Source organism: Pseudomonas sp. M1, from assembly GCF_022760135.1.
Classification (GTDB): domain Bacteria; phylum Pseudomonadota; class Gammaproteobacteria; order Pseudomonadales; family Pseudomonadaceae; genus Pseudomonas; species Pseudomonas citronellolis.
The window spans coordinates 2,063,100-2,089,243 of sequence record NZ_CP094343.1 but is presented as its reverse complement, the minus strand read 5'-3'; the positions used below and the strand labels follow the sequence as shown (position 1 = coordinate 2,089,243).

Annotated in this window: 26 protein-coding genes; 15 read left to right on the top strand and 11 right to left on the bottom strand. The window is 70.0% G+C overall.

Annotated features, from left to right (window positions below):
* Positions 1–97 precede the first annotated feature (97 nt).
* Together PM1_RS09575 and PM1_RS09570 are read left to right on the top strand one after the other, a co-directional pair.
* Complete coding sequence (locus tag PM1_RS09575; RefSeq protein WP_009621740.1) at positions 98–685, top strand: NAD(P)H-dependent oxidoreductase; 588 nt, start codon at positions 98–100, stop codon at positions 683–685.
* Positions 686–1,044: 359 nt separating this feature from the next.
* On the top strand, positions 1,045–1,326 hold the full coding sequence (locus tag PM1_RS09570; RefSeq protein WP_009621739.1) for a peptidylprolyl isomerase: 282 nt from the start codon (positions 1,045–1,047) through the stop codon (positions 1,324–1,326).
* Between the two features lie 21 nt (positions 1,327–1,347).
* On the opposite strand, the gene PM1_RS09565 is transcribed toward PM1_RS09570, so the two are convergent.
* The 5 genes from PM1_RS09565 to PM1_RS09545 all read right to left on the bottom strand — a co-directional run bounded on the left by PM1_RS09565 (position 1,348) and on the right by PM1_RS09545 (position 9,354).
* A complete protein-coding gene (locus PM1_RS09565; RefSeq protein ID WP_009621738.1) occupies positions 1,348–2,655 on the bottom strand; it encodes a cytosine permease in 1,308 nt (435 codons plus the stop codon).
* Entirely contained in the window at positions 2,652–3,764 is a 1,113-nt protein-coding gene (locus PM1_RS09560; RefSeq protein ID WP_009621737.1) for a DUF917 domain-containing protein, read from the bottom strand. The genes PM1_RS09565 and PM1_RS09560 overlap by 4 nt, the downstream gene beginning before the upstream one ends.
* A 23-nt stretch (positions 3,765–3,787) precedes the next feature.
* Positions 3,788–5,374 carry a hydantoinase/oxoprolinase N-terminal domain-containing protein gene (locus tag PM1_RS09555; protein WP_009621736.1) on the bottom strand — a complete coding sequence of 529 codons (1,587 nt, stop codon included), beginning with the start codon at positions 5,372–5,374 and terminating at the stop codon, positions 3,788–3,790.
* Between the two features lie 11 nt (positions 5,375–5,385).
* Positions 5,386–6,330 (bottom strand): SphA family protein, encoded by a 945-nt coding sequence (locus PM1_RS09550; RefSeq protein ID WP_009621734.1) that lies wholly within the window; start codon positions 6,328–6,330, stop codon positions 5,386–5,388.
* A 381-nt stretch (positions 6,331–6,711) separates the two neighbouring features.
* Positions 6,712–9,354: a LuxR C-terminal-related transcriptional regulator gene (locus PM1_RS09545; RefSeq protein WP_161788515.1), complete on the bottom strand. Its 2,643-nt coding sequence runs from the start codon at positions 9,352–9,354 to the stop codon at positions 6,712–6,714.
* 594 nt (positions 9,355–9,948) lie between these two features.
* On the opposite strand from PM1_RS09545, the gene PM1_RS09540 reads away from it, so the two are divergent.
* The 5 genes from PM1_RS09540 to PM1_RS09520 all read left to right on the top strand — a co-directional run bounded on the left by PM1_RS09540 (position 9,949) and on the right by PM1_RS09520 (position 13,534).
* Entirely contained in the window at positions 9,949–11,073 is a 1,125-nt protein-coding gene (locus PM1_RS09540; RefSeq protein WP_009621730.1) for a PilT/PilU family type 4a pilus ATPase, read from the top strand.
* Between the two features lie 595 nt (positions 11,074–11,668).
* Positions 11,669–12,232: a GNAT family N-acetyltransferase gene (locus PM1_RS09535; protein WP_009621728.1), complete on the top strand. Its 564-nt coding sequence runs from the start codon at positions 11,669–11,671 to the stop codon at positions 12,230–12,232.
* A 154-nt stretch (positions 12,233–12,386) separates the two neighbouring features.
* Complete coding sequence (locus PM1_RS09530; protein WP_009621726.1) at positions 12,387–12,665, top strand: BrnT family toxin; 279 nt, start codon at positions 12,387–12,389, stop codon at positions 12,663–12,665.
* Complete coding sequence (locus PM1_RS09525) at positions 12,643–12,894, top strand: BrnA antitoxin family protein (protein ID WP_009621722.1); 252 nt, start codon at positions 12,643–12,645, stop codon at positions 12,892–12,894. The genes PM1_RS09530 and PM1_RS09525 overlap by 23 nt, the downstream gene beginning before the upstream one ends.
* Before the next feature lie 145 nt (positions 12,895–13,039).
* Positions 13,040–13,534: a hypothetical protein gene (locus PM1_RS09520; RefSeq protein ID WP_009621720.1), complete on the top strand. Its 495-nt coding sequence runs from the start codon at positions 13,040–13,042 to the stop codon at positions 13,532–13,534.
* Between the two features lie 3 nt (positions 13,535–13,537).
* Here PM1_RS09520 and PM1_RS09515 read toward each other — a convergent pair whose 3' ends face one another.
* The gene (locus PM1_RS09515) at positions 13,538–14,446 is read right to left on the bottom strand and encodes a YihY/virulence factor BrkB family protein (RefSeq protein ID WP_009621718.1); all 909 of its coding nucleotides are present in this window, start codon (positions 14,444–14,446) and stop codon (positions 13,538–13,540) included.
* 194 nt (positions 14,447–14,640) lie between these two features.
* Between PM1_RS09515 and PM1_RS09510 the strand changes: the two genes are divergently transcribed.
* The 3 genes from PM1_RS09510 (at position 14,641) to PM1_RS31075 (ending at position 15,524) form a co-directional block, all read left to right on the top strand.
* Positions 14,641–15,099: a hypothetical protein gene (locus PM1_RS09510; protein ID WP_009621716.1), complete on the top strand. Its 459-nt coding sequence runs from the start codon at positions 14,641–14,643 to the stop codon at positions 15,097–15,099.
* Positions 15,096–15,287 carry a hypothetical protein gene (locus PM1_RS09505; RefSeq protein WP_009621714.1) on the top strand — a complete coding sequence of 64 codons (192 nt, stop codon included), beginning with the start codon at positions 15,096–15,098 and terminating at the stop codon, positions 15,285–15,287. Before PM1_RS09510 ends, PM1_RS09505 begins: the two co-directional genes overlap by 4 nt.
* A 105-nt stretch (positions 15,288–15,392) precedes the next feature.
* Complete coding sequence (locus PM1_RS31075; protein ID WP_009621712.1) at positions 15,393–15,524, top strand: hypothetical protein; 132 nt, start codon at positions 15,393–15,395, stop codon at positions 15,522–15,524.
* 373 nt (positions 15,525–15,897) lie between these two features.
* Here PM1_RS31075 and def read toward each other — a convergent pair whose 3' ends face one another.
* A complete protein-coding gene (gene def, locus PM1_RS09500; protein ID WP_009621710.1) occupies positions 15,898–16,437 on the bottom strand; it encodes a peptide deformylase in 540 nt (179 codons plus the stop codon).
* A gap of 214 nt (positions 16,438–16,651) precedes the next feature.
* Between def and PM1_RS09495 the strand changes: the two genes are divergently transcribed.
* Entirely contained in the window at positions 16,652–17,206 is a 555-nt protein-coding gene (locus tag PM1_RS09495) for a hypothetical protein (protein ID WP_009621708.1), read from the top strand.
* Positions 17,207–17,290: 84 nt separating this feature from the next.
* On the opposite strand, the gene PM1_RS09490 is transcribed toward PM1_RS09495, so the two are convergent.
* Complete coding sequence (locus PM1_RS09490) at positions 17,291–18,127, bottom strand: CvfB family protein (protein ID WP_009621700.1); 837 nt, start codon at positions 18,125–18,127, stop codon at positions 17,291–17,293.
* A 30-nt stretch (positions 18,128–18,157) separates the two neighbouring features.
* On the bottom strand, positions 18,158–19,927 hold the full coding sequence (locus PM1_RS09485) for an ABC transporter transmembrane domain-containing protein (RefSeq protein ID WP_009621698.1): 1,770 nt from the start codon (positions 19,925–19,927) through the stop codon (positions 18,158–18,160).
* Positions 19,928–20,084: 157 nt separating this feature from the next.
* Between PM1_RS09485 and PM1_RS09480 the strand changes: the two genes are divergently transcribed.
* The 3 genes from PM1_RS09480 (at position 20,085) to PM1_RS09470 (ending at position 22,329) form a co-directional block, all read left to right on the top strand.
* Positions 20,085–20,276, top strand: coding sequence for a hypothetical protein (locus PM1_RS09480; RefSeq protein WP_009621696.1), 192 nt, complete (start codon positions 20,085–20,087; stop codon positions 20,274–20,276).
* Positions 20,277–20,468: 192 nt separating this feature from the next.
* Positions 20,469–21,566 carry an AI-2E family transporter gene (locus PM1_RS09475; RefSeq protein ID WP_009621695.1) on the top strand — a complete coding sequence of 366 codons (1,098 nt, stop codon included), beginning with the start codon at positions 20,469–20,471 and terminating at the stop codon, positions 21,564–21,566.
* Between the two features lie 52 nt (positions 21,567–21,618).
* Positions 21,619–22,329, top strand: a complete 711-nt coding sequence (locus tag PM1_RS09470; RefSeq protein ID WP_009621693.1) for an rRNA pseudouridine synthase — start codon at positions 21,619–21,621, stop codon at positions 22,327–22,329.
* 6 nt (positions 22,330–22,335) lie between these two features.
* Here PM1_RS09470 and PM1_RS09465 read toward each other — a convergent pair whose 3' ends face one another.
* Entirely contained in the window at positions 22,336–23,271 is a 936-nt protein-coding gene (locus PM1_RS09465) for a p-hydroxyphenylacetate 3-hydroxylase reductase component (RefSeq protein WP_009621691.1), read from the bottom strand.
* A 171-nt stretch (positions 23,272–23,442) separates the two neighbouring features.
* A complete protein-coding gene (locus PM1_RS09460) occupies positions 23,443–24,612 on the bottom strand; it encodes a p-hydroxyphenylacetate 3-hydroxylase oxygenase component (RefSeq protein WP_009621689.1) in 1,170 nt (389 codons plus the stop codon).
* A gap of 301 nt (positions 24,613–24,913) precedes the next feature.
* Between PM1_RS09460 and PM1_RS09455 the strand changes: the two genes are divergently transcribed.
* Positions 24,914–26,143 carry an MFS transporter gene (locus PM1_RS09455; RefSeq protein WP_009621688.1) on the top strand — a complete coding sequence of 410 codons (1,230 nt, stop codon included), beginning with the start codon at positions 24,914–24,916 and terminating at the stop codon, positions 26,141–26,143.
* Position 26,144: the final 1 nt, after the last annotated feature.

The following is a 26,144-nucleotide window of genomic DNA, read 5'->3' as shown; positions in this document are numbered from 1 at the left end:
GTGAGCTAGAAACACAAATCAATTGCCGCGGGGCCGGTTTTTCCGCTTCCGCGGCCTGGCTATCCTGCCGGCCACTCACAGCTTTCGGAGCCTTTCCATGCAAAACATCCTCCTGCTCAACGGCGGCAAGCAGTTCGCCCATTCCAACGGCCAATACAACGCCACCCTGCACGAAGCGGCCCTGGCCCACCTCGACCACGCCGGCTTCGACGTGAAGCAAACCTTCATCGACGGCGGCTACGACATCCAGGAAGAGGTGCAGAAATTCCTCTGGGCCGACGTGGTGATCTACCAGATGCCCGGCTGGTGGATGGGCGCGCCCTGGACCGTGAAGAAGTACGTCGACGAGGTGTTCACCGCCGGCCACGGCAGCCTCTACGCCAACGACGGCCGCACCCGCTCCGACGCCTCGCAGAAGTACGGCAGCGGCGGCCTGGTCCACGGCAAGCGCTACATGCTCTCGCTGACCTGGAACGCCCCGCAGCAGGCCTTCGACGACCCCAGCGACTTCTTCGAGGGCAAGGGCGTGGATGCGGTCTACTTCCCCTTCCACAAGGCCAACCAGTTCCTCGGCATGCAGGCGCTGCCGACCTTCCTCTGCGTGGACGTGATGAAGCGGCCGAACATCGAGGCGGACGTGAAGCGTTATCGCAAGCATCTGGACGAGGTGTTCGGCAAGCAGTGAGGTTCGGCGTCGCCCCGTAGGAGCGGACTCCGTCCGCGATAGCCGGAACCACCGGCGCGATTCGCGGATAAGATCCGCTCCTACGCTGCCCCACCCGCGCCATTCCCCCTGTAGGAGCGCGCCCTGCGCGCGAATCGCGGGCAGGGCCCGCTCCTACAGTTCCGGGGAAGCACGGGCGTAGGCGGACTTTGTCCGCGATTGGATCCACCGGCCACGCCGGACGCCCCGGGGGCACGGACAGCCCCCTCTCCCTCAGGGAGAGGGTTGGGGTGAGGGCGCCCCGACGGAAACCCTCCGCACCGTACCGGCAAATGCGCTAGTCTCTGCCTCCCTCCCCTCTGCCTTTCAGGAGCATCACCATGGCCCGCGCTTCCGCCCGTCACATCCTGGTTTCCAGCGAAGCCAAGTGCAATGAACTCAAGGCCGCCATCGAAGGTGGCGCCGACTTCGCCGCCCTGGCCCGCGAGCATTCCACCTGCCCGTCCGGCCGCAGCGGCGGCGACCTGGGTTCCTTCCGCCCGGGCCAGATGGTCCGCGAATTCGACCAGGTGGTGTTCAGCGCGCCGCTGAACCAGGTCCAGGGCCCGGTGAAGACCCAGTTCGGCTACCACCTGGTGGAAGTCACCAGCCGCGAAGACTGATCCCTCCCAGCCGGGCGCGCCTCAGGGCAACAGCGCCCGGCTGCCTTGCCGGGCCACGCCCGGCTTCCGCACACCGCGGCGCGCGGCGATGGCGCGCAGCAGCAGATAGCAGCCAGCCGCCAGCAGCAGCGAATCCAGCGCCGGCACCCAGGTCAGGGTGAACGGCCAGAGCACCTGCAATGCCGCCGCCCCTACCCCGCAGGCCCAGGCGCCGAAGGCTTCCGGCCGCCAGCGGCGAGGGCTGCGCACGGCGCCCCGCAGGTTCAGGTAGTAGTTGCACAGGTAGACCCCGCCCACCGGCGGCAGGGCCACGGCCAGCAGCGCCAGGTAATGCTGCAGGGCGTCGCCCAGGCCGGCCAGCCCCAATGTCGCGCCGACCAGCCCGGTGAACAGCGCCAGGCGCCGGCGCTGCACCTGCGGCGCCACGCTGGCGCACACCAGGGTCGCCGCGTAGAGGTTGTAGGCGTTGGTCGACCAGGCCGAGAGCAGGATGATCAGCATCGCCGGCAGGCCCAGGCCGAGGGCGAGCATGATCGCCACCAGTTGCCGCTCCCCGGTGGCCAGGCTGGGCAGCCCGGCCAGCGCCAGCACCAGCGGGAAGCCCAGGCCGAAGGCGCAGAACACCGCCGCCAGCGCGCGGCCGGGCGACAGGGCGTGGCGGCAGATGTCCGGCAGCAGGATGCAGCCGATGACCACGCCGCCCACCACCAGCGACATGCCCTGCAGCACCGAGTAATCCCCGACGCCACCGCCCGCGGGCGGCATGCCGTGGCCTTTCAGCGCCACCCAGCAGGCCCACAGCACCAGGCCCAGCTTCAGCGGCGTGGCCAGTTGCGACAGCCGGTCCAGGGCGCGGAAGCCGACCAGGTTGGTGAGCAGCATCAGCAGGCAGCCGACCAGGCTCCAGCCCTGCGCCGGCACCCCTGCCAGGACGGCCGGCGCGGCCGCCGCCATGGCCTGGCCGAACAGGCCGGCGACCACGCCGAACCAGCCCAGCAGCGCCAGCGACAGCACCAGGTTGACGCAGCGCCCGCCCACGGCGCCGAAGGCGTCGAGGATCAGCATGTAGGTGCTCAGCCGCGAGCGCGCCCCGGCGTAGGCGGCGGGCAGCGCCAGCAGCAGGAGCACCGCGCCGCCGCCCAGGCAGGCCAGCAGCGCCTGCTGCCGGCCCAGGGCGTGGGCCAGTTCGGCGCCGGTGACGAAGCACGGCAGGGCGATCAGCGCGCCCATCAGGATCAGGCCGAGGCGCCAGGCGCCCAGGCCTTCGCCGTGTGGCAGGGCGCAGGTGGCAGGGTCGCCGTCGGGCTGCGCGCCAGGTAGGTCGTTCATGCCGGCGCCCTCCCCTGGTCATCGGCCAGGAAGGAGCGCCACGGCGAGTCCAGGCCGAAGCGCGCCGGGCCCACCACCGCCAGCGCCGCCTCGCTGAGCAGGCACGGCGGCGCGGCGTAGGCCAGCAGGCGCACGCGCATGCCGTAGCGCAGGTTCTCGGCGGTCAGCGGCTCGGCGCTCTCGCTGTCCAGCAGGCACAGCAGGTCGGGCACCACCGCCAGCACGCGCTCGCCCTGGCGGGCGCGGAGGAACTCGTTCTGGATGTCGATGACCACCGCTTCGCCGCTGCCGCTGGCCGGCTCCAGCAGCACCTGGCCCCAGTGGAAGCCGTCGCGGGTCTCGTGGCGCACGTCGGCGACCTTGCCGTCGAACAGCTCGCGGGCGCGGCGCCCCGGCTCCAGGCCGTCGAGGAAGCGCACCAGCCCGGCCACCGGGTCGGCGCTGCCGGCGCGCGCCTCGCGGATGTGGCGGCCGATGCGCAGGGCCTGGGTGATGCTGCCCGCTACCGCGAAGCGCTTCGCCTGGGCCCCGCTCAGCGGATAGAGCACGCCGTACAGGCTGCCGCCCAGGCTCGCGGCCAGGGCCCGGACCATGTGCTCCAGGCTCGGGTTGTCGACCGCGCTCAGGCGCGCCAGGTTGCCCAGGTCGTCGCTGAACAGGGCCGGCGAAGCGCTGCAGCCGTGGATGCCGAAGGTGGTCATGTCGATGTGCGGGAAGGCCCGGCCGATGCCGTCGGCATCCACCAGCGGCAGGCCGCTCAGGGCCGCGGCGGCCAGCGGCAGCATGGCATTGGCGCCGCCGACCTCGGCGCAGATCAGCGCGTCTATCGGCCGCGCGTAGAACGCCTCGGCCTGCTGCAGCAGGTGCTGCAGGGCGGCCTCGCTGAGCAGGTGTTCGACCAGCACGGTGGGCGCGCCTATCCCGGCGACGCTGACCACGAAGGCCTCGTCGGCGAGCTCGGCCAGTGGCAGCAGGCGCGGCTGCAGGCCACGCTGCAGTTGGCGACGCAGGAACAGCTCGCCGACATGGGGGTCGCCCCCGCCGCCGGTGCCCAGCAGCACGGCGCCGCGCGCCAGGTCCTGGCTGGAAATGGTATCGAAGCAAGGCATGCTCGGGTCCTCTTCGGGAGGGGTCAATGGGTGGCGGCCAGGGCCAGGTCGCCGACGGCGCGGACCTGCACGCGGGTGGCGCCGGCGCGCAGGTGCGTCATGGGCAGTTCGTTCAGTTCCACGACGCCGACGCTGGCGGGCTCGGCGCCAGCCTCCACGGCGGCGTCGATGGCCTCCTGGCGGGCCTGGCGCAGCACGCTTTCGCGGTTGCCCGGGTGCATCTGGAACAAGCGGTCGACACGCCCGCTGACCTGGGCGATGGCCGCGCCGATGGCGTTGGCCACCTCCGCGCGGGCCGGGCGCAGCACCTGCGCGGCGCCCTGCAGGTGCATGGGCAGGAGGATGCTGCCGCCACCCACCAGCACCACCGGCAAGGGCGCGCTGCTGGTGCGCATGCGCTCCAGGGCGTGCTCCAGTGTCCCGCGGATGGCGGCCATGGCCTGCTCCACCTGGGCCGGTTCGAGATCGGCGAGGCGCCGCGGGTCGCCGATGCCCTGCAGGCCGTGGGCGGCCACGGCGATGTCGGTCGCGCACAGCGCGTCGCCGCCGAACACCCTGGCCCGCTGGCGCAAGCGCAGGCCCAGGGACTCGGGGCCGAGCACCGGCCGGCCACCTTCCAGGCGCACCAAAGTGCCGCCGCCGAGGGCGACGGACAGGGTGTCGGGCATGCGCAGGTTGCAACGCACTCCGCCCAGCTCCAGGGGGCCGGCGGTCTGCCGTGGGAAGCCCTGGACCAGCGCGCCGATATCGCTGGTGGTGCCGCCGATGTCCAGCACCAGGGCGTCCTCCACACCGGTGAGGAAGGCCGCGCCGCGCAGGCTGTTGGTCGGCCCCGCGGCGCAGGTGAGGATCGGGAAGCGCGTGGCCATCGATGGGGTGATCAGGGTGCCGTCGTTCTGGCTGATGAACAGCGGCGCGTTCAGTTGCAGGCGGCGGAAGGCCCGCATCAGGTCGCCGACCACCCGCTGCGCCAGCGGCTGCAGACTGGCGTTGACGATGGCCGCGTTCTCCCGCTCCAGCAGGCCGATGCCGCCGACATCCGAGGACAGCGTCAGGTGCACCGCGTCACCCAGGACCTTCCGCAGCACCGCCGCCGCTTCCTGCTCGATGTCCGGGCGCAGCGGGGCGAAGGTGGTGGACAGCACCAGCGCCTCGGCGCCGCGCTGGCGGATCGATGCGCCGATCCGTTCGAGCTGGCGCACATCCAGCGCGCTGTAGGTGCGGCCGTTGAACAGCGCGCCGCCGTCGGCCAGGAAGACCTGCCCATCGATCGCCTCGCACAGCTCCGCCGGCCAACCCAGCAGCGGCGGCACGCCGTCGCCGCGCGGCAGGGCCAGGCGCACCACCGCGACCCGCGCCAGGTGCCGGCGTTCGAGGAAGGCGTTGAGCAGCTGGGTGGTGCCCAGCATCACCGCGGCCACCGCCGCCGGTTCCACCGCCGCCTCGCGCAGCAGTTCGTCGACCGCCGCCGCCACGCCGTCGCCGACCGCCGCGGTGGTGGGGCGCTTCAGGGCGCAGAGCACTTCGCGGCCGCGCATCAGCACGGCGTCGGTATTGGTGCCGCCGACATCGATGCCGATGCGCAGCGCAGGGGTGTCCTTGCGGACCATGGGCTCTCTCCTCAAAGCGAACGTGACCAGACGACGTAGGCGGTATTGGCAGCCAGCGAATTGCGCGTGCTCAGCGGCGCCAGCGCCTTGAACTTCAGCGAGCCGGCGGCGCGCGGCAGGTCGTAGGCCAGCACCGGCCCCAGCGCGGTGGCGCGGTAGCGCCGGCCGTCCGGCTCGACGCGCGCGCCGTGCTGGCGGTCGTCGTCGAGCTGGCGCGCGTGGTAGCCGGCCAGGCCCAGCTGCCAGCGGCCGATGCGCTGGCCGACGGCGAAGTTGAGGTTGGCCACGGTGCCGCTTTCGTAGTCGGTGGCGCGATTCCGGGAGGCGACGTTGACGAAGGCGTGCAGGCTCAGCTCCAGGCCCTCGCCCAGGGCGTTCGGCCCGCCGAGGTAGGTGAGCGCGGCGTTGGGCACGAAGAAGTAGACGTTGCGCCCGGAGGTGTAGAGGTCCGAGGTGTTGTAGCGGCCGCTGGGGAACACCATCGAGTACGCCAGCTTGAGCGTCGCCCCGGTGGGCCGCTGGCCGGGGGCGGCGTCGCCCAGGTAGCGGCTCCACATCAGCAGGTCCGCGTAGAGGTCGCCGAAGCCCTGGTAGTGCTGGGCCTCGCCGTTCAGCTCCATGCGCCCGCCGTTGACGCTGCCCTGCAGGCTGGAGGCCAGGGTGCCGCCGAAGACCTGCCCGGGGTAGACGTAGAGCAGGCCCAGGGCGGCCACCTGGGACGCCATGCGGCCTTCCAGCGTCGGGTCGCGCCCGCCGTCGTTGCCATGGAAGCGGTCGCCGCTGGCGTAGCCGAGCACCAGCCCGCCGTACAGACCGGAGGTGGCCGGCAGCAGCGCCGCCCCCAGGTCGGTACCGCCCACCGGCCCGCCGTAGCTGGCCCCCTCGGCGGCGAATGCGCAGGCCAGGGGCAGCGCCGCCTGGCCGAGGAGTACCGCGGTCGTTCTTCGAAGATTCATTGCACGCCTCCTGCGCCCTGCCGGCTGAGCCGTCGCGGCTCACGGCCTGGCGAAGCCTGCGGCCTCGTGGGCCGCGGATTGTTGTTGTCATGGGCTGGCCGCGCGGCGCAGTGCCGCCGCTGCCTGCCGGGCGCAGTATGCGAAGACTCGGACGGCGCGAGCCGTCCCGGGATGAGGGAAGGTGGCGGGTAAATCGGGGGAGCGCTGCCCCCCATCGCTACGGCGCTGGCGGGAGTGGCCTGGATGGCGTCCTGGCGTTCGGCCGCGTGGGATATGCGGACGCAGCCCACGGAGAAACCTGGGGGAAGCAGCCGATCCCCCGGCGAAGAATCGAGGCCGCGCCCCGGTTTCCGTTCCGGCAGGCCGGAACGGCGCCCTGGCTCAGGGCAGGATGGCCCGGCGCCGCGCCACGGCCAGCGCCTCCCGGCGCCGGTGCACGCCCAGCTTGGCGTAGACCGATTTCAGGTGCTGCTTGACCGTCTCCGGGGAAATCCCCAGTTCGCGGGCGATGACCTTGGTGGTGCGGCCGCCGGCCAGGCCCATCAGCGCATCCAGTTCGCGCCGGGTGAACAGGGCCTGGGCATCCAGGCGCGCGCGGAAGTGCCTTTCCCAGAGTTCGATGCAGCGCGCGATCAATTGCGCCTGGGCGTGGCCCTGGCGCCGCGACATCTCGCGCAGGTGGGTGATCACCTCGGCGCCCGCCTCGATGAAGCTCTGCACCGCGCCGCCCTGGCCGAGCAATTCCAGCGCCTCGTCGAGCACCGCCGTGGGCTGGCCGGGCAGCTCGCCGGCCAGCAGCGCGTGGGCCTTGAGCGCCAGGGCGCGGCCGACGCAGGAGCGGTTGCGCCTATCGCGGGCCAGGCGCTCGAAGGCCTCCGCCGTCAGCAGCGCCGCCGCCATCTGTCCCTGGGCGGCCTGCAGCCAGTAGTGGGCCTGGGCGATGGCGACCAGCTCGGCCCAGAACAGCGGGCGCCCGTCCAGGATCTCCTGCCAGAGCTTCGCCAGGTTGACTTCCAGCGCCAGTTCCAGGCCGGCCTCCACCTCGCCCTGGCGCAGGCGCAGCTCCACCAGGGTCGCGGCCACCGCGCGGCGCAGCGGGTATTCCAGGGCCCGCCCGGCCCAGGCCGCCTCCAGGCTGGCCATGGCCTGGGCGCTGTCGCCGAGGAAGTAGGCCGCCCGCGCCGCGCCGATCAGGCCGCGCTCCCAGGCCTCGGCCATGGCGTTGCCCAGGCGCGAGGCGCAGTGCGCGAACGCCTGCCGCGCCTGCTCCAGCTCGCCACGCACGTAGTGGACATGGCCGAGCAGCGCATGCACCAGGTGGAAGAGCACCCGCGCCTGTGGCGAGGCCAGCGGCCCGTCCTTGGCCAGCAGGAAGGTCACCGTCTGCAGCACCTCGTCGAAGCGCGCCTGGGCGCTGTCGCTCAGGGCCCGGTAGACCAGCGACCAGGGCTGGTTCTCGCGGAAGCCCTCGCTGCGGTTGACCTCGATGAACTCCTCCAGGCGCAGGCGCGCCTCGTCGATGTTGCCGTAGCGCAGCAGCAGCATGATTTCGCTCGGCAGCACCAGGCACAGGTAGCGCGGGTCCTCGAAGAAGCGCGCGCGGGCATCGGCCACGGCCCGCACCACCACCTCGCGGGAGGCGCCGTCGCCGGCCCGCTGCACGCAGCCGATGAGCATCATCGCGCGCACGTAGAGCAGGTCGGTGCGCGTCTCCGCGTCTTCCGCCGATGAGGTCACGCCGCCGTAGGCGGCCTCCAGCCGCGACAGGTCGAGGCTGTCCTGCAGCGTCTCGCCGCTGAGCATGTGCAGGCAGATGAGCATCAGGCGCAGACGCGGCTCGCGGCGCACCAGGGTCAGCGGCAACAGTTCGAGCAGCGCCCGCGTGCGCGCCGCCCCCTCGCTGACCAGCAGGCGCACCGCGCCGGCTTCCAGGATGATCGACACGGCCTGGTAGTAGAGCCCCCCTTGCGAGGCGTGCTCGACGGCGCGGAACACCTGCTGGCGCTGGGCGTGGAAGTCGGCCGCGCGCCCCTGCAGCAGGGCGAAGCGGTCCGGCTCGCGGCTTTCCAGGCGGCCGAGGAGGAATTCGCGCAGCAGCGGATGCAGGCGCACCCGCAGCGGTTGCTCGGGCACCACGATGGGCGCCAGGCGCGCGGCCTCGCGCAGCCAGCGCTCGGCGTCGTCGCGCCCGCGCAGGGCATTGGCGCTGGGCACGTCCACGCTGTCCAGGATGCTGCAGTCGAGCAGGAACCCGCTCAGTTCCACAGGCAGGCTGGCGAACACCTCCTCGGCGAGGTAATCGAAGATGCCGCCCAGCGAGGCGTACGGGTCGGTCTCCGGCGGCGCCTGGCCGTCGAGGTTGCCGTTGCAGCGCAGGCGCAGCAGCTGCAGGGCGAAGGGCCAGCCCTCGGTGTAGTTCGCCCAGTAGCGGGCGCGCGTCTCGCCCAGCTGCGCGCCGAGCAGTTGCTGCGTCTCCTCTTCGGTGAACCGCAGGTTGTCGGCCTCGACGACGCGCAGCAGACCGGCCAGTTGCAGTTGCGTGAGCGGCAGCGCCGGTTGCCGCCGGCTGCCCAGCAGCAGGCGGCACCCCGAAGGCAGGCGCCGGGCCAGGTCCTCCAGCAGCCGCTCGACTTCGAGGTCCAGGGCCAGGTCCAACTGGTCGACGAACAGGTTGCAATTGCGCGGGCAGGCTTCGAGCAGGCCGAGCAGCGCGCCGAGGCCGGCATCCGGCGCTGGGCCCAACCCGCCCTGGTGCAGGCACTGCAGCAGGCTTTCGAGGAACAGTTCCGGCCGGCAGTCGCTCTCGCCGCAGTTCACCCAGAAGGTGTACTCGCCCCGCTCGGCCAGCAGCCGCTCGACCTGCGCCAGCAGGGTCGTCTTGCCGAAACCCGCCGGGGCGCAGACCAGCACCAGGCGGGCGTCCCTCGGGGCGGCGCCGAGCAGCGCGTCGAACAGGCGCTGGCGGAGGAGTGAATCACTGATGTCGACGATCGGGGCGAAACGGCCATCGGCCAACGTACTCATGCTTGCAGTTCCCATACGTTCTCCAGGTGGCGCCGGCGCCCCGGGCATGGCGCGGATCGCCGGCGGTGGTGCGGGCGGCCGGAAAAGGGTTGTCTCCGTTGGTCGAGTGGGTATTGCGTATCTTTCGCATCCAGGCCCGGACCAGGATGCGCTACGCACAGATGGACCCGGCCGGCCGCCGGGGGATCGAGCCCTGTCGTGTGTCTGCACGAACCTGGCGGCCTTCCTGCCGCCTTCCGGCACGGCAGTATGGGAAGCTGCCGGCTACGGACAGCGGTAAAAACGGGGGAGTGCCTAACCGCAAATGGGGGATGGCGACGGTCATTGGCAGCACCAAGACGAAGCATTGAGAAATGCCCGCACAAGTCAGCCATCCACGTCCGCAAGCAACGAAGGATTGGGATTTGTATTGCGTAGGAAATCGGCCAATCTGGCGCAGCCCCATCGACATCGCCGGGACGACCCAGGTCAAGAAATCGGCGCCGCCGGCACGCTAGGCTGCGCGCCACCCAACAGGCCACCGTCCGCCAGGCCGGCTAGGCTGAGAACATGCGCCCGTCCCACCCCGGGCGCCCGCCCTTGCGAGGATTCCCCATGAGCGATGCCAGCGACAGCGCCCTGCCCGACGTCTTCAGCCTGCTGCACCAGCTGGCGCAGCACGCCGGTTCCGACATGTTCTTCAGCGTCGGCGCGGCGCCGCACATCAAGGTCGAGGGCGTCAGCCGCCCGGCCGGCGAGCGCCGCCTGCGCAGCGGCGAGGTCAAGCAGCTGGCCTACCAGTTGATGTCGCAGCAGCAGATCGCCGACTTCGAGCGCGACCTGGAGATGAACCTGGCGGTGGCGGTGCCCGGCAGCGGGCGCTTCCGCGTCAACGTCTACCTGCAGCGCGGCGAGGTGGCCATGGTGGTGCGGCTGATCAGGCAGGTCATCCCCGACGCCGCCAGCCTCGGCCTGCCGTCGATCCTGGAGAAGCTGGCGGTGCAGGACCGCGGCCTGATCCTGGTGGTGGGCGCGGCCGGCGCCGGCAAGTCCACCACCCTGGCAGCGATGCTCGACTTCCGCAACCGCCACCGCTCGGGGCACATCGTCTGCATCGAGGACCCCATCGAGTTCCTCCACAGCCACCAGCGCTCGATCATCGACCAGCGCGAAGTCGGCCTGGACACCCACAGCTTCGAGGACGCCCTGCGCAACGTGCTGCGCGAGGCGCCGGACGTGATCATGCTCGGCGAAATCCGCGACGCCGCGACCATGCAGCACGCCCTGCACTACGCCGAGACCGGCCATCTGTGCATGGCCACCCTGCACGGCACCAGCGCCCGCCACGCCATCGAGCGCATCGCCCGCTTCTTCCCCGACGAGGCCCGCCCGCAGGTGCTGGCCGACCTGTCGCAGAACCTCCTGGCGCTGGTCGGCCAGCGCCTGGTGCCGGGCACCACCCAGCGCCGCGTGGCGGCGGTGGAACTGGTGCTGGGCACGCCGCACATCCGCGGGCTGATCCAGCGCGACGAATTGCCGGAACTGCGCGGCGCCATCGAACGCGCCCTGGAGCAGGGCATGCAGAGTTTCGACCAGAGCCTGTACCAGTTGCTGGAAGCCGGCCGCATCAGCGTCGCCGACGCCCTGAAATTCGCCGACTCGCGCACCGACCTGAGCCTGAAGATCAAGCTGGAGCGCGGCTTCGATGGCGACGACGGCGGGAGTGCCTTCGGTATCTGAGCCCTGCCCCGCTGCATGCGCAATCGCGGATAAGATCCGCCCTACGCCAAGCCCGCCATGGGCGTAGGGCGAATAACCGTTCGCGGTTATCCGCCGCTACACCTTTCTTGCCGGCCACTCCATGGCTGAACCTGGCGCGGCTTCGAGGGCGGCTCCGTGCTCGGCAGCGAGCGGGGGCATGGTCCAGGTCAAACGGCGGATAACGCCGGAGGCGTTATGCGCCCTACACCAAGCCCACCATGGGCGTAGGGCGTATAACCGTTCGCGGTTATACGCCGCCTCACCTTCCTTGCCGGCAACTCCGTGGTTGAACCTGGCGCCGCTTCGACAGCGGCTCCCTGTCCAGCAGCGAGCCACGTAGGATGGGTTGAGCTTGCGATACCCATCACCATGGCCCGATGGGTATCGCTTCGCTCAACCCATCCTACGAAGAGCACCTCCGCGCAGCCGGCAAGGTAGTTGCTCCTACGGGGATCGAGCCGAACGCCGCGTACTCCCTGCCCCGCTCAAGAAACATCCACACGTATATTCGCCGCGGCGGGGAACCCCGCGGTTGCTAGGCTTCCCGGCTCACCTACGCCCCAGGAGGTAGCCGATGAACTTCACCCAAGGCCTTCAGAGTCCCCGTTTGCAGTTACGCCCCCTGTGCCTGGACGACACCGACGCGCTGTTCTCGATGATGTCCGACCCGCGGGTGATGCGCTATTGGAACACCCCACCCTGGACCGAGCCGGAACAAGCCGTGCACGGCATCCTCCGGAACATGGAGGCATTCGCCAGGGGGGAATATCTGACCTTGGCCATCACCCGCCGCCATGAGACCGAACTCATCGGCACCTGCACGCTGTTCGACATCGCCGAGACGTCAAGAAGAGCCGAACTGGGCTACTGCCTGGCCAGCGCCGCGCAAGGCCAGGGCCTCATGAACGAGGCCCTGCGCAGCCTGCTCGACTACGCCTTCGGCGACCTGCGCCTGAACCGCCTGGAGGCGGACATCGACCCACGCAACCTGGCCTCCGCCGCCACCCTGGAACGCCTGGGCTTCCGCCACGAGGGCCTGCTGCGGCAGCGCTGGATGGTCGCCGGCGAAGTGTCGGACTCGGCATTGTATGGGCTGCTTGCCGAGGACTGGGCCCAAACCCGAGCGCAATATCCATAGCGGATTCCATCCGCGAACCGTGCGCAGGCCCGGCCTATTGCAGAAGGATTCCACTATTACGCGTGCTCCCGGGCCTGGGATGCCCCAACCAGGGGTGGCAATTTCAGGACTTTCGGCATATCTTGTATTTACAAGTGTAAATACGGGACATCCCATGCAGTTCGAATGGGACGAGGCCAAGAACCAGGCCAACATTCGCAAGCACGGCATCGATTTCCGCGATGTACCGGAAATCTTCCAGTACCCGCTGCTGGCCTTGCGCGATGACCGAATCGATTACGAGGAAGAGCGCTGGATCGCCATCGGCTGGCTCCGGCGGCTCGTCGGCGTGGTGGTCTATACCGAACGACGGGGCGAGGTGATCCGCATCATCTCGGCGCGCAAGGCCACACGCCAGGAGGTGAGGCGCTATGTCGAAAGCATCGAAGACTGATTGGAAGCGGCTGGTCGAACAGGGCGACGACGCCATCGACACCTCCGATATCCCCGAACTGGGCGACGACTTTTTCCGCCGAGCGCAATTGCACGTCCCGGCCAAGCAGACCGTCACCATCCGCCTGGATGCGGATGTACTGGAGTGGTTCAAGGCCCAGGGCAGCGGCTATCAGACGCGCATCAACCAGTTGCTGCGGCGCTATATGGAAGCTCACCGGCAGTCCTAGGGATACACGGGCTCACTCCTACGAAGAGCAACTCGGCATGGGAGCGCGCGCCCGGTTCCTGAACGGCACGCCGGCCGTCTATGCTTGCCCACGCGGAGACGGCAAAATCGTCGGCTCCGCGCCCGTTCGCCATCGAGGGACCTTCATGGGCATGCGCCACCCGTTCTCCCGCCTCGCCGTCATCGGCCTGCCGCTGTGCCTGGCCGGCTGCGCCAGCCACGACGCCGAGCAGCAGCACCTGCTGTACCGCAACGACATGCTCGAGGCGAAGCTGCTGATCGCCTCGGCCGACCCGGGCAACTACGCCCGCGCCAACGACCTGCTCGAACGCGCCCGCGAGGCCGACCAGCGCGGCGAGGTGGCCTTCTACGAGGCCCTGCTGAAGATTCGCCAGCAGGCCCCGGCGGACCAGGCCCTGCCCCTGCTGGAGCGCGCCGCCAAGGCCGGCCAGCCCTACGCCATCGCCCTGCTCTACCGCGTCTACAACCAGCCCATGCTCGGCCAGGAGGCCGACGCGCTGAAGGCCGAGGAATACCGCAAGGCCTATGCCGAGCTGGACGTGGCCAAGAGCGGCTACCCGAACTTCGAGCGCGCCGGGCAGATCGTCGACCAGCTGCTCAGCCAGCAGCCGGCGCAGTGAGCCTCAGCCCTCCTCGGGGCTGCGCGTCTCGGCCTGTTCGAAGGTGCGCTCGCCGGGGTTCTTGCCGTGGGGCAGGTGGTGTTCGATCACCGCGTTGAGTTCGGCGCCCAGCAGCAGCACCGCGGCGGAGATGTAGAAGTACAGCAGCAGCACGATGATGGCGCCGACGCTGCCGTACATGGCGTTGTAGTCGGCGAAGTTCTTCACGTAGAAGCCGAAGGCCAGGGACGCCGCCACCCAGGCCACCACCGCCAGCACCGAGCCGGGGGTGATGAAGCGGAACTTCTGCTTGACGTTGGGGGTGGCGTAGTAGATCACCGCCACCGCCATCATCATCAGCAGGACCATCACCGGCCAGCGCAGCAGCGACCAGAGCACCACCACGTAATCCTGCAGGCCGATGCGCTCGGCGATCCAGCCCATCACCTGCGGCCCGAGGATCATCAGCGCGGTCACCAGCATCAGCATCACCGCCAGGCCCAGGGTGTAGAGCAGCGACAGCGGCACGCGCTTCCACACCGGGCGCGCCTCGCGCACGTCGTAGGCGGCGTTGAGCGCGTTCATCAGCGAGCGCACCGCCGCCGAGGACGACCAGAGCGCGACCACGATCCCCACCGAGAGCAGCCCGCCCTGGCGCTGCTGCAGTTGGTCGATGATCGGGTTGACCTGCTCCAGGGCCTGGCCCGGCAGCACGTAGGCGGCCTGCTCGCGCAGCCAGTCGAAGAATTCCGGCAGGTGCAGGAAGCCCAGCAAGGCGATGAGGAACAGCAGGAACGGGAACAGCGAGAACAACCCCTGGTAGGCCAGCGCCGCCGCGTAGGTGGGCATCTCGTCGTCGAGGAATTCCTTGACGGTCAGTTTCAGCAGTTGCCAGGGGCCCAGGCGCAGGCCCCGAAAATCCATGAATCGCATGCCTGGTTTCCTTCCTCCGCAGTCCGGCCGCGGCGCGGCCCCGTGTCGACGGTTGACCCGCCGGCACGGCTCAAGTTCGGTCCTTGCGGGCAAGCCTAGCCACTCGTCGCGGCCAGGGGAAGTTGCGCAGGCGGCGGGCAGGTGTGGGAAATGGCCTATACACTTCAGCGCAACCACAGCCGGAGGAACCCCGCATGCCCATCCCGATGCTCCGCCCCGCCCGCCGCCTCGGCGCCACCCTGCTGCTCGCCGGCGCGGCCTTCGCCAGCCTGCAACCCCAGGCCCGGGCGGAGGACGAAGCCACTTTCCTCAAGGAGTCGGCCGCCTTCTTCGAGCAGCAGAGCAAGCAACTGCCGCTGCAGGTGGACCAGGTGACGCGCCTGGAGAACGTGCGCCTGGACACCGACAGCAAGGTGCTGCACTACCGCTACGGCATTTCCAGCATGAAGGCCGAGGGCATGCAGGCCAGCGACCTGGACAAGTTCAAGGGCGAGCAGCGCGCCCGCCTGGAGCGCGCCACCTGCCAGCAGCCGGCGTTGCTGCAGCGCATCCGCGAGCATGGCATCCGCGTCGCCCACGACTACGACGGCAGCGACGGCAAGCCGCTGACGAGCATCGAGATCGACCCGCAGAAGCTCCAGTGCCAGGGATGAGCCGCGCCGACTATCACCGTGAACACGCCACCCGCGCCGAAGCCGAGGCCCGCCGGCTGCTGGCCGAGCGCCAGGTCCTGGGCGGGCGCTGGCTGGCCTGGGTGGCCGGCGAACTCTACCGCCTGGGCCCGCCGCAGTACGCGGCCATGGTCCGCCGCGAGCTGGAGCGGCTCAGCGGCCAAGCCTGAAGCGCCCGGCGGGTCTATGCTGAAGAGGCACCGGCCCGCGCCCGCGGGCCGATGGAGCGCCGACCGCAGGGATGCCAGTCCTTCCCAGTCCACGAGGTTACGGTCATGAGCAAAGGTCTGAACGCCCACAAGGAAGGCAAGAAGAAGCCCCTGAAGACGGCCCACGAGAAACGCATGGCGAAGAAGCAGAAGAAATCCGGCAATGCGCTGCTCGGCAGTCACGGGCAAACGTCCTGAGAGTGCAGCTGCGGACGGCCGCTTGGGGGCGGTTGTCCGCAAATTATTCAGGGGGTCGGTTCTTCGTAGGATGGGTTGAGCGTGCGAAACCCATGCGGTTGCGCCGATGGGTATCGCTTCGCTCAACGCCATCCTACGAAAAGCCGTGCTCGCTCATGCGGACCTTGTCCGCGATAACCGGACGTAACGGCGCGATTCGCGGATGAGATCCGCTCCTACGCAACCCCACCCGCGCCATTCCCCTGTAGGAGCGCGCTCTGCGCGCGAATCGCGGGCAGGGCCCGCTCCTACAACTCCAGGGAGCACGGGCGTAGGAGCGGACCTTGTCCGCGATTGGATTCACCGGCCACGCCAATGCCCAGGAGGCGGCCCCTCAATCATCCGCCTTCGGATCCAACCCCGGGAACAGCACCTCGGTAAAACCGAACTTGCCGAAATCCGTGATCCGCGATGGATAAAGCCGGCCAATCAGGTGGTCGCATTCATGCTGCACCACCCTGGCATGGAACCCTTCTACCGTGCGGTCGATGGGTTGCCCCTGCGGATCCAATCCCTGGTAGCGAATACGCTTGTAGCGATTCACCGCGCCGCGCAGGCCGGGCACCGAGAGGCAGCCCTCCCAGCCCTCTTCCATTTCCTCGCCCAAGGGCGTGATCACCGGATTGAGCAGAATGGTCGGCGGCACCGCCGGCGCATCCGGATATCGCTCGCTGCGCTCGAAACCGAAGATCACCAGTTGCAGGTCCACGCCTATCTGCGGCGCGGCCAGGCCTACGCCGCCGGCGTGGTGCATGGTGTCGAACATGTCGTCGATCAGTCGTTGCAGTTCGGCGCTGCCGATCATCTGCGCCGGCACCGGCGGGGCGACGCGCAGCAAGCGTTCGTCGCCCATCTTGAGAATCTCGCGGATCATGCCCCTGGGCCCCTGGCTGGCGGTTGTGCGTGAGCTGGCATCCTCGCCCCTTGCCCGGCGCCTGGCAAGGCCCGCTACGCCCGTCGCCCCGGGGGGCCGGGAGCGTCCAGGGGGGTAAAATTCAAAGAGTGACACGTGGCGATCCGCGTGGAACTGCCGCGAACGCCGGAGCGTTCGCCGAGGGGGAGCCGGGGGACTGACCTGGAGGTGCTCCATGAACAGGCACTACTACATCAGCAACGACCTGGACGAGTTGGAGAACGTCGAGAGCGAGCTGAAGGCCAACGGCATCGCCGAGGAGCAGATGCACGTGCTCAGCGAGCAGGACGCGCAGCTCGACCAGCGCCACCTGCACGAGGTGCCGGACGTGATGCGCAAGGACCTGGTGCGCGGCGGCAAGTACGGGCTGGGCATCGGCGTCGCCCTGGCGGTCCTGGTGCTGGCGCTGGGCTACTTCGCCGGCTGGAGCGAAAGCGCCGCCGGCTGGATTCCGGTGCTATTCCTGGCGGCCGTGCTGCTGGGCTTCAGCCTGTGGGAAGGCAGCTTCTTCGGCCTGCAACGGCCCAGCGGCGACGTGCGGCGCTTCGCGCCTTCGCTGCAGGCCGGCCGGCATGTGTTCTTCGTCGACGTGCGGGCCGACCAGGAGCCGCTGCTGGACATGGTCGTCGGCCACCACCCGCGCCTGGAAGTGGCCGGTTTCGGCGCGCCCATGCCGCGCTGGGTGCTGGCCTGGGAACAGGCCTGGCACCGCTTCAAACGCATGATGTAGCGACCGCGGCGGCCGGACCTGCCGCTGGATGATCGCGCCGAGGGCGGCCGCGGGGCTGCCGGGGGCAGCTGCGGCCCGGTGGAATCAGCGCAGCTCGATGCGGTCGTCGAGGATGGTGATCAGGCCCTGCTTGAACAGCCCGCCGATGGCCTTCTTGAAATTGCCCTTGCTCACGCCGAACTCGCGGCTGATCGCCTCCGGCGGGCTCTTGTCGGACAGCGCCAGGCTGCCGCCGGCCTCGCGCAGGGCGGCGAGGATGCGCTCGCCGAGGTCGTCGCGGGCGGCCTGGCCGACCGGCTGCAGGCTCAGGCTGATCTTGCCGTCGGCGCGCACTTCCTTGATGTAGCCCTTCTCGCGCATGCCGCTGCGGACGAACTTGAACAGCTCGTTCTTGTGGATGAGCCCCCAGTGCCTGCCGTCGATGATGGCCTTGAAGCCGAGGTCGGTGCGCTCCACCACCAGCAGGTCCACTTCCTGGCCCGCCTGGTAGTGCGCCGCGGTGTCGTCCAGATAGCGGTCCAGACGCGCGGTGGCGGTGATGCGGCGGGTGCGCTCGTCGATGTAGCAGTACACCACACAGTAGTCGCCGACCTGCAGCGGGCGCTTCTCTTCCGAGTGCGGCAGCAGCAGGTCCTTGGGCAGGCCCCAGTCGAGGAACAGGCCGACGCGGCTGACTTCCACCACCTTCAGGCTGGCGAAGCCGCCGACCTGCACCTTGGGCTTCAGGGTGGTGGCGATGATGCGGTCTTCGCTGTCGAGGTAGATGAAGACGTTCAGCCACTCGCCCGGCTCGGTGGGCTCGTCCTTGGGGATGTAGCGCTTGGGCAGAAGGATTTCGCCGTGGGGGCCGCCGTCGAGGAACAGGCCGATCTCGGTGTGCTTGACCACCTGCAGGGAATTGAAACGGCCGATGGCTGCCATGTGCGGGACTCCGGGGAAAAGGCGCGCATTCTACACGCTCTGCGCCTGGCCGAACTGCAATTCCGCCAGGCGTGCGTACAGCGGGTTGCCCGCCACCAGCTCGGCGTGGGTGCCCAGGGCCAGCAGACGGCCCTGGTCGATCACGGCGATGCGGTCGGCATTGAGCACCGTGGCCAGGCGGTGGGCGATGACCAGAGTGGTGCGCCCGCTCATCAGCTGCGGCAGGGCCTGCTGGATCAGGTGCTCGCTCTCGGCGTCCAGGGCGCTGGTGGCTTCGTCGAGCAGCAGGATGGGCGCGTCCACCAGCAGCGCGCGGGCGATCGCCAGGCGCTGGCGCTGGCCGCCGGACAGCCCCACGCCACTCTCGCCCAGGTGGGTGCGGTAGCCCTCGGGCAGGCGCTGGATGAAGTCGTCGGCATGGGCCGCGCGGGCCGCGGCGCGCAGCGCCTCGTCGCTGGCGTCGGGGCGGCCGTAGCGCAGGTTGTCGTCCACCGTGCCGTAGAACAGCGCCGGGTTCTGCGACACCAGGGCGAAGCAGCGGCGCAGGTCGGCGGGGTCGAGGCGGGTGATGGGCGTGCCGTCGATGCGGATCTCGCCCTGCTGCGGGTCGAAGAAGCGCAGCAGCAGGTCGAACAGGGTGGACTTGCCGGCGCCGGAGGGGCCGACCAGGGCCAATGTCTCGCCGGGGCGCACGTCCAAGTCGATGCCGTCGATGGCCCAGTGCTCCGGGCGCGACGGGTAGGCGAAGCGCAGGCCGCGCAGCTCGATACGCCCCTCCACCCGTTCGGGCAAGCGCAGCAGCCCCTCCTGCGGCGCGACTATCTGGTTGCGTGCGCGCAGCAGCTCGGCGATGCGCTCGGCCGCCCCGGCGGCGCGTTGCAGCTCGCCGAGCACCTCGCTGAGGGTGCCGAAGGCCATGCCGACGATCAGGCTGTAGAACACGAAGGCCGCCAGCTCGCCGGGGCTGATGCGCCCGGCGATCACGTCCATGCCGCCGACCCACAGCATCACCCCCACCGCGCCCAGCACCAGCAGGATGACCACGCTGACCAGCCAGGACCGCTGCAGGATGCGCTTGCGCGCGGTGCCGAAGGCGGCCTCCACCGTGCGGCCGAAGCGCGCGCGGTCCTGGGCCTGGTGGTTGTAGGCCTGCACCGTCTTGATCTGCCCGAGGGTCTCGCCGACGTAGCTGCCGACGTCGGCCACGCGGTCCTGGCTCTGCCGCGACAGCTCGCGCACGCGGCGGCCGAACAGGAGGATGGGCGCGATCACCAGGGGCAGCGAGGCCACCACTATGCTGGTCAGCTTGGCGTTGGTGACGAACATCAGGATCACCCCGCCGGCCAGGGTCAGCGCATTGCGCAGGGCCATGGACAGCGAGGAGCCGATCACCGTCTGCAGCAGCGTGGTGTCGGCGGTCAGCCGCGACTGGATTTCCAGGGCGCGGTTGCTTTCGTAGAAGCCCGGGTGCAGCTCGATCAGGTGGTCGAAGACGCGCTGGCGGATGTCGGCGACGAAGCGCTCGCCGATCCACGACACCAGGTAGAAACGCACGAAGGTGCCCAGCGCCAGGCCCACCACCAGCAGGAAGAAAATGCCGATGGAGCGGTTGAGCAGGTGCTCGGACTGGGTCACGAAGCCCTGGTCCACCAGCAGGCGGATGCCCTGGCCCAGGGACAGGGTGATGGCCGCGGTGAACAGCAGCGCCAGCAGGGCGCCGAGGGCGCGCCAGCGGTAGGGGCCGAGGAAGGCCCGGGCCAGGCGCAGGGCATTGCGCTGGCGGGACGACAGCAGAGGCATGGAGGGCTCGCAGCGACCGGGAATCGACCGAGGTTAACACCCCGCCGCGGGCCCGGCGATGGCGCTGCAATGGCCCTTCGGTCGATTTTCACCCCGAAGGACGGTCATTTCCTGTACAATGGGCGGCCATTTCGCGAATGAACAGGTAATGGCAAGCATGTCCAGCAAAACCATCTCCCGCCAGAAGTCCGCCCCGAAACCCGCTGCGGCCGTGACCAGCCGCGAGGCCCTGGAAGCCCAGGTGGCCGCCTTCCTCAAGTCCGGCGGCGAGATCCAGCAAGTCGCCAAGGGCGTGACCGGCCAGCCCAACGGCGCCGCCAGCCGCCACATCAGCCTCGGCAAGAAGTAATCCCCCCGCTCCTCCCGTAGGCGCGAGCTTGCTCGCGGACCCCGCCATCCCTGGCCCGGCGTTCGCGAGCAAGAGCCCTACCCTCCTCCTCCTTTCGTACGACATCCGGCGATTTCCCCCGCCCGACTTGCATTCCGCCGCGCACGGCCAATGCTCTGAGGAACCCCACGAGGCTTTCCAAGGAGAGATGCCATGCTGCCATCGGCGGACCGGGTGCTGTCGCGCAACCTGCTGGACGTGTTGATACGCGCCGGGCTCATCCTGTTCCTGGCGGTGTTCTGCTTCCGCATTTTCCACCCCTTTCTCGACCTGATGCTCTGGGCGCTGATCCTCGCCGTCACCCTCTACCCGCTGCAGGGCATGTTGCAGCGCGCCCTGGGCCAGCGGCCGGCCCTGGCGGCGACGCTGCTGGCGCTGGTGGGCCTGGCCCTGCTGCTGGTGCCGGTGGTGCTGATCGGCTTCTCCATCGCCGACTCGGTGGCCGACCTTGCGCACCGCTTCCAGGCCGGCGGCCTGCGCATCCCGGCGCCGCCCGAGGCGGTGGCGGGCTGGCCGCTGGTGGGGCCCTACATCTACAACGCCTGGCAGCGGCTGGCCGAGGACTTCCTCGGCGCCGCCCAGCAGGCCGCGCCGCACCTGCAGGGCGTGGCCCGCACGGTGCTGGCCAAGGCCGCCGGCGTGGGCATGGAGCTGCTGCAGTTCCTCGGCGCCTTCCTGGTGGCCTGCGTGATCATGGCCTACGGCCCGCTGGGCGCGCGCACCGCCGAGGACATCGCGGTGCGCATCTCCGGCCCCGAGCGCGGCCCGGAACTGGCGCGGCTGAGCACCGCGACCATCCGCGCGGTGGCCCAGGGCGTGGTCGGCGTGGCCTTCATCCAGACCCTGCTGCTGGGCCTGGGCTTCATCGTCATGGGCATCCCCGCCGCCGGCCTGCTGTCCCTCGGCGTGCTGCTGCTGGGCATCGTCCAGTTGCCGGTGGCGGTGATCTCGCTGCCGGCCATCGTCTACGTGTTCTGGAGCGGCGACTACGGCACCGTCAGCGCAGTGGTGTTCACCGTCTGGACGGTGCTGGCCGGGCTTTCCGACAACGTGCTCAAGCCGCTGATGCTCGGCCGCGGCGTCGCCGTGCCGATGCCGGTGATCCTCCTCGGCGCCCTGGGCGGGATGCTCACCGGCGGCATCATCGGCCTGTTCATCGGCCCGGTGGTGCTGGCCCTGGGCTTCCAGCTGTTCATGACCTGGGTGCGCGAGGGCGCCCGGCCGCCGGAAGCCGAGGACGTCTCGCCCTGAACCCGCAGCCGGGGAGTACAATGGCGGCCTTTCCCGCCGCCGACTCCCTGCCATGACCGAAACCACCCGCCTGTCCAAGCGCCTCGCCGAACTGCTGCCCTGCTCCCGCCGCGAGGCCGAGCTGTACATCGAGGGAGGCTGGGTCACGGTGGATGGCCAACCCGTCGACGAGCCGCACTTCCGCGTCGCCGGGCAGCGCGTCGAGCTGCTGCCCGGGGCCATCCCGGCGCCGATCCCGCCGGCCACCCTGCTGCTGTACAAGCCGGCCGGCCACTCCGCCGAGCAGGCCCTGGGCCTGCTGGTGGCGGCCAATCGCTGGGAAGCCGACAGCGCCGAACAACGTCCGCTGAGCAAGCACTTCGCCCGCCAGCAGAGCACCACACCGCTGGACGACCAGGCCAGCGGGCTGCTGGTGTTCACCCAGAACTACGGCGTGCTGCACCGCCTGCAGGACGACGCGGCGACCATCGAGCTCGAGTACCTGGTGGAAGTCGCCGGCAGCCTCGACGACGCCGGCTTGGCGCGCCTGCGCCACGGCCTGCTGTACCAGGGCCGGCCGCTGCCGGCGCTGAAGGTCAGTTGGCAGAACGAGACGCGCCTGCGCTTCGCCGGCAAGGGCTTCCGCCCCGGGCAGATCGCCGACATGTGCCGCCAGGTCGGCCTGAAGGTCGTGGGCATCCGCCGCCTGCGCCTGGGCGGCGTGTCCATGGGCAAGATGGAACCGGGGCAGTGGCGCTACCTGCTGCCCAACGAGCGCTTCTGACAGCTTCTACAGCGGCTGGGCCAGGCCCCGCAGCACCGTCTTGAAGGTCTCTACCTGCTCGCTGCTGAAGCGCGAGAAGACCTTGGCCTGCTGTTCCTCGGCGATGCTCCACAGCGTCTCGGCCTGGTCGATGCCGGCGGCGGTCAGCGCGCAGCCGCCCTCGCCCACCTGCAGCAGGCCCTTGCGTTCGAGGTTGGCGCGGGCCTCCTCGATCTCCCGCAGCGGCATCGCCACCAGTTGCTGCAGCGCCGTGGTGTCCAGGGCGGCGTCCTTCTCCATCACCATCAGCATGCGCGCCTCGCTGGTGCGCAGGCCGCTGGCCAGCTGCCGCGGCTGGTAGTCGGCCTGGTAGCAGCGCAGCGCCTGGGTCATCAGGTAGTAGAGGTTGTGGTTCAGGCGGCCCTGGAAGGCGGTGCGCGGCACCCCGGCCTGGGCCTCGCGCAGGCGCGGGTGCGGCAGCACGCTGGAGTACACGCCCTGGTGGTAGAGCAGCGGCGCGCGGCCCAGGTCGTCGAAGGCCAGCACGCGGCCGATGAGGATCCAGTGGTCGCCGCCGTCGAGCTTCTGCTGCAACGCGCACTGGAAGCGCGCCGCGCAGTCCGGCAGCAGCGGCGCGCCGCCGGCGCCCTGCTCGCAGGCCACGCCGGCGAATTTGTCGGCGCTGGGCCGGGCGAACTGGTTGGACAGGTCGATCTGGTCGGCGGCCAGCACGTTCACCGCGTAGTGGCTGGCCTTGTCGAACACCGCCAGGCTGGTGGCGCGCTTGTCGATGCTCCAGAGCACCAGCGGCGGGTCGAGGGATACCGAGTTGAAGCTGTTGGCGGTCATGCCGACGCGTTCGCCGTCGGCGGCCGCGGTCATCACGGTGACGCCGGTGGCGAAGTTGCCCAGGGCACGGCGGAAGGCACGCGGGTCCAGGCCCGCTTCATTGTTCTGGTTCATGGCGGTTCCTCCGCGCCGACGCGGGGCCGGCGGGATTGAAGAGATTCATCTGCGGTTGGCGCCACTTGCAGGAGCGAGGGGGACGCCTGGTTCTTGCTCACGAACGGGTTCCGCAGCGGGTTTGTTCGCGAGCAAGCTCGCTCCTACGAAGAGCAGGCTGGGCGTGGCGGCTCAGACCATGCTCGGGTCCGGCTCCAGGCCCATCAGCTCGCGGCCGAGGATCTGCGCGCAGACGTCGTAGTCGGTGTAGGCGTGGGCGCCGGTCATGTGCGAGTCGCGGAACAGCCGCTGCATCTCGTTGCTCTCGAACCAGGCGGTGCCGCCGGCGGCCTCGAACAGGCGGTCCACGGCCTGGATGCACATCTTCACCGCGTAGGCCTGGTTGGTGCGCCAGAAGGCCAGGGTCTCGCGGCTGGGGTATTCGTGGCGCTCGCCGTGCTCGGCGTGGTCCTGCCAGGTCTTCTCGAGGAAAGCGCGGGCGGCGGCCACCTGGTGGGTGGACTCGGCCAGGCGCATCAGCGCCGGGGTGGCGGTGCCGACGCTGGCGCCGGTGTAGGCGCGCACGCGGTTGCGCGTCTTCTCCTTGAAGGCTTCCAGCATGCGCTCGGCGATGCCCAGGCCGATGGAGGCGAAGCCGCTGGCGAAGTACGGGCGGTACGGGGTGTAGAAGATCTTGCTGTAGGGGTACAGGCCGAAGCCGGCGGAGCGGCCTTCCATCATGTCCTTGGCCGCCTGGATGCGGTGGTTGGGCACGAAGGCGTCCTTCACCACCAGGGTCTTGGTGCCGCTGCCCTTCATGCCGGCGGCGTACCAGTCGTCGCGAATCTCGTAGTCGCTGCGCGGCAGCACGGCGAAGCAGTACACCTGCTCGCCCTCGGCGTTCTGCCGGCGGCAGCCAAGGATGGCCCATTCGGCGTGGTCGCTGCCGCTGCTCCAGCCCATCTCGCCGTTGAACAGGATGCCGCCCTCGACCTCCTGGATGCGCCCGAACGGCGCGATGCTGCTGCTGGCGGTGGCATCGGGGTTCTCGCCCCAGACCTCGTCCTGCAGTTGCTTGGAGAACATCGCCAGTTGGTGGCTGTGGGTGCACAGCAGGCTGAAGGCCCAGGCGGTGCTGGCGCAGGCGCCGGCCAGGGCGACCACGCAGTCGGCGAACTCGGGCAGGGAGATTTCCATGCCGCCATAGCACTTGGGCTGGAAGGCGCGGTGCATGCCGATCCCCTTGAGCAGGGCGATGTTCTCGGCGGGCGCGGTGCGCGCCTGTTCGGCCTTGGCGGCGTTGGCGGCAATGGCGGGCAGGACGGATTTCAGGTCTTCGAGCAGGGGGTTTGGCTTTTTCATCTTGGCGGCCCTTGATTGTTATTGGAGGCGCGCCGCCGTCGCGAAGTGCTTGGCGACGGGCGGCAGGGCTCTCGTGGCGAGAGTGGCAGGGCCGATTATGGGAGCCGCCCGGCGGGGCCTTGAATGCAACTTCCGCGGACTCGATTGCACTTTTCATGGGATTTAGCGGCCCCTGGAAGCGGCGAAATCGGCGCCGGGCCAGGCGCCGCGCGGCTTTCGTTAACATCTGAACGTTCTGACGGAATTTTTCCGTTATCATGGCGCCCTTCCCTCATTCGCCCTCCGCCCGAGCGAGCCGCCGATGTCCGCTTCCCGTTCCTGGCCGAACAGCCTGCGCGCGCTGCGCCACCGCAACTTCCGCCTGTACTTCGCCGGCCATGCGGTCTCCACCCTGGGCACCTGGGTCCAGCAGGTGGCGCTGGCCTGGCTGGTCTACCGGCTGACCGGCTCGGCGGCGCTGCTGGGCATCACCAGTTGCGTGGCGCTGCTGCCGCAGCTGTTCATCGGCCCCCTGGCCGGGGCCTGGATCGACCGCCACGACAAGCGCCGCCTGCTGCTCGCCAGCCAGAGCCTGATGGCCCTGCAGGCCGCGGCCCTGGCCGGGCTGACCACCAGCGGGCTGATCACCCCGGCGCTGATCGTCGGCATGTCGGCGCTGCTCGGCGTGCTCAGCGCCTTCGACACGCCGCTGCGGCAATCGCTGCTCAGCCGCTTCGTCGACGACCGCGCCGACCTGCCCAACGCCCTGGCGCTGAACGCCTCGCTGTTCACCTGCTCGCGCTTCGTCGGCCCGCCGCTGGCCGGGCTGCTGCTGGGGCTGACCAGCGAAAGCCTGTGCTTCGCCCTCAACGCCCTGTCCTACCTGGCGCTGGTGGCCGGCCTGCTGCGGGTGCGCCTGGCGCCGGGGGTGCGCGCCAGCGGCAGCATGGGCAGCGTGTTCCGCGAGGGCCTGGACTACGCCCTGCGCACCCCGAGCGTGCGCCGGCTGATGCTCGGCGTGTTGCTGGTCAACCTCACCGCCTCCAGCTACGCGGCGCTGCTGCCGGTGTTCGCCCGCGACGTCTTCGCCGGCGATGCGCGCACCCTCGGCTGGCTGTGGGGCGCCGCCGGCTTCGGTTCGCTGCTGTCGAGCCTGTTCCTGGCCCAGCACCAGGACCCGGCGCGGTTGCCGCGGATCATCCTGCTCTCCGCCCTGGCCAGCGCCGGCGCGCTGCTGGCGTTCGCCCTCAGCCGCCATCTGCCGCTGTCGCTGGCGGCCATGGCAGTGCTGGGTTTCGGCGTCACGGTGAACAACGTCGGCACCAACATCGTCATCCAGAGCAGCGCGCCGGAAGCGCTGCGCGGCCGCGTGGTGTCGATCTACACCGCCACCCGCTTCGGCTTCGACGCCATCGGCGGCCTGCTCGCCGGGCTGCTGGCGGCGCGCTACGGCGGGCCCTGGGCGATGGCCGCGGCCGGCGCCCTGCTGCTGGTCTACTGCGCCTGGCAGGGCCTGCGCCGCCCGGCGCGGACGGAACAGCAGCCGGCCTAGC

Bases quoted from the DNA above. Each gene is read 5' to 3' on its own strand.
- PM1_RS09575 (WP_009621740.1), top strand. From the start codon at position 98: ATGCAAAACATCCTCCTGCTCAACGGCGGCAAGCAGTTCGCCCATTCC.
- PM1_RS09570 (WP_009621739.1), top strand. From the start codon at position 1,045: ATGGCCCGCGCTTCCGCCCGTCACATCCTGGTTTCCAGCGAAGCCAAG.
- PM1_RS09565 (WP_009621738.1), bottom strand. From the start codon at position 2,655: ATGAACGACCTACCTGGCGCGCAGCCCGACGGCGACCCTGCCACCTGC.
- PM1_RS09560 (WP_009621737.1), bottom strand. From the start codon at position 3,764: ATGCCTTGCTTCGATACCATTTCCAGCCAGGACCTGGCGCGCGGCGCC.
- PM1_RS09555 (WP_009621736.1), bottom strand. From the start codon at position 5,374: ATGGTCCGCAAGGACACCCCTGCGCTGCGCATCGGCATCGATGTCGGC.
- PM1_RS09550 (WP_009621734.1), bottom strand. From the start codon at position 6,330: ATGAATCTTCGAAGAACGACCGCGGTACTCCTCGGCCAGGCGGCGCTG.
- PM1_RS09545 (WP_161788515.1), bottom strand. From the start codon at position 9,354: ATGAGTACGTTGGCCGATGGCCGTTTCGCCCCGATCGTCGACATCAGT.
- PM1_RS09540 (WP_009621730.1), top strand. From the start codon at position 9,949: ATGAGCGATGCCAGCGACAGCGCCCTGCCCGACGTCTTCAGCCTGCTG.
- PM1_RS09535 (WP_009621728.1), top strand. From the start codon at position 11,669: ATGAACTTCACCCAAGGCCTTCAGAGTCCCCGTTTGCAGTTACGCCCC.
- PM1_RS09530 (WP_009621726.1), top strand. From the start codon at position 12,387: ATGCAGTTCGAATGGGACGAGGCCAAGAACCAGGCCAACATTCGCAAG.
- PM1_RS09525 (WP_009621722.1), top strand. From the start codon at position 12,643: ATGTCGAAAGCATCGAAGACTGATTGGAAGCGGCTGGTCGAACAGGGC.
- PM1_RS09520 (WP_009621720.1), top strand. From the start codon at position 13,040: ATGGGCATGCGCCACCCGTTCTCCCGCCTCGCCGTCATCGGCCTGCCG.
- PM1_RS09515 (WP_009621718.1), bottom strand. From the start codon at position 14,446: ATGCGATTCATGGATTTTCGGGGCCTGCGCCTGGGCCCCTGGCAACTG.
- PM1_RS09510 (WP_009621716.1), top strand. From the start codon at position 14,641: ATGCCCATCCCGATGCTCCGCCCCGCCCGCCGCCTCGGCGCCACCCTG.
- PM1_RS09505 (WP_009621714.1), top strand. From the start codon at position 15,096: ATGAGCCGCGCCGACTATCACCGTGAACACGCCACCCGCGCCGAAGCC.
- PM1_RS31075 (WP_009621712.1), top strand. From the start codon at position 15,393: ATGAGCAAAGGTCTGAACGCCCACAAGGAAGGCAAGAAGAAGCCCCTG.
- def (WP_009621710.1), bottom strand. From the start codon at position 16,437: ATGATCCGCGAGATTCTCAAGATGGGCGACGAACGCTTGCTGCGCGTC.
- PM1_RS09495 (WP_009621708.1), top strand. From the start codon at position 16,652: ATGAACAGGCACTACTACATCAGCAACGACCTGGACGAGTTGGAGAAC.
- PM1_RS09490 (WP_009621700.1), bottom strand. From the start codon at position 18,127: ATGGCAGCCATCGGCCGTTTCAATTCCCTGCAGGTGGTCAAGCACACC.
- PM1_RS09485 (WP_009621698.1), bottom strand. From the start codon at position 19,927: ATGCCTCTGCTGTCGTCCCGCCAGCGCAATGCCCTGCGCCTGGCCCGG.
- PM1_RS09480 (WP_009621696.1), top strand. From the start codon at position 20,085: ATGTCCAGCAAAACCATCTCCCGCCAGAAGTCCGCCCCGAAACCCGCT.
- PM1_RS09475 (WP_009621695.1), top strand. From the start codon at position 20,469: ATGCTGCCATCGGCGGACCGGGTGCTGTCGCGCAACCTGCTGGACGTG.
- PM1_RS09470 (WP_009621693.1), top strand. From the start codon at position 21,619: ATGACCGAAACCACCCGCCTGTCCAAGCGCCTCGCCGAACTGCTGCCC.
- PM1_RS09465 (WP_009621691.1), bottom strand. From the start codon at position 23,271: ATGAACCAGAACAATGAAGCGGGCCTGGACCCGCGTGCCTTCCGCCGT.
- PM1_RS09460 (WP_009621689.1), bottom strand. From the start codon at position 24,612: ATGAAAAAGCCAAACCCCCTGCTCGAAGACCTGAAATCCGTCCTGCCC.
- PM1_RS09455 (WP_009621688.1), top strand. From the start codon at position 24,914: ATGTCCGCTTCCCGTTCCTGGCCGAACAGCCTGCGCGCGCTGCGCCAC.